We start from the raw sequence: 1,112 nt of genomic DNA, 5'->3' as shown, positions 1-1,112 counted from the left end.
TTGGGTGGGTCGGTTGGTGTGGGGTCGACGGTTCCGGAGTTGTTCGGGGCGCAGGTGGTGCGTCGTCCGTTGGCGCCGGCGTTGACGTTCGAGGGTCGCTCGGTGTCGTATCGGGAGTTGGACGAGGCGTCGAATCGGTTGGCGCATTTGTTGATCGGTCAGGGTGCGGGTCCGGGTCGGTGTGTGGCGGTGATGTTCCCGCGGTCGGCGCAGGCGATCGTGGCGATTCTTGCGGTGCTCAAGTCGGGGTCGGCGTATGTGCCGGTGGATCCGGCGGTGCCTGATGCCCGGGTTGGGTTCGTGTTGGGTGATGCTGCGCCGGTGGCGGTGGTGACGACTGCGGATCTGGCGGATCGGTTCGCCGGTCATGACGTGGTGGTGCTCACTGCTGATGACGCGCGGATCGCTGATCAGCCGGTCAGTGCGGTGGCGGGTCCGCTTCCCGGTGATGTGGCGCATGTGATCTACACGTCGGGGACCACGGGTACGCCCAAGGGTGTTGCGGTGTCGCATCGCAATGTGACGCGGTTGTTCGACGGCATGGATGTCGGTGTGGAGCTGTCGGCGGATCAGGTGTGGGCGCAGTGCGCGTCGTATGCGTTCGACTACACGGTGTGGGAGATCTGGGGTCCGCTGCTGCACGGGGGCCGGCTGGTGGTGGTGCCCGAGGCGGTGCTCGCCTCGCCGGAGGAGTTGCATGCGTTGTTGGTCTCTGAGGGTGTGACGGTGTTGAGTCAGACGCCCTCGGCGGTCGGGATGCTGTCCCCGGATGGGTTGGACTCGACGGCGTTGATGGTGGCTGCTGAGGCGTGTCCGGCCGATGTGGTGGATCGGTGGGCGCCGGGCCGGGTGATGATCAACGGTTACGGTCCGACGGAGACGACGGTGTATGCGACGGTCAGTCGGCCGTTGGTGGCCGGTTCGGGTGTGGTGCCGATCGGGGTGCCGGTGCCGGGGGCGGCGTTGTTCGTCCTGGATGGGTCGATGCGCCGGGTCGCGCCCGGGGTGGTGGGTGAGTTGTACGTCGCGGGGCTGGGGGTCAGTCACGGTTACCTGCGGCGGTCGGGGTTGACCGCGTCGCGGTTCGTGGCGTGTCCGTTCGGTGGGTTCGG

The 1,112-nt window shown here is 67.4% G+C and carries 1 protein-coding gene; it reads left to right on the top strand.

Going from position 1 to position 1,112, the window contains the following annotated elements:
* Positions 1 to 1,112, top strand: a 1,112-nt coding sequence (locus ACPCHZ_RS28480; RefSeq protein ID WP_423487824.1) for an amino acid adenylation domain-containing protein, incomplete at both ends; no start/stop codon positions are given.

The sequence above is a fragment of the Mycobacterium sp. NPDC050041 genome (assembly GCF_049541695.1).
GTDB lineage: Bacteria > Actinomycetota > Actinomycetes > Mycobacteriales > Mycobacteriaceae > Mycobacterium.
Note: the sequence above shows the minus strand (reverse complement) of the source record. Positions and strands in the feature narration are given on the sequence as shown.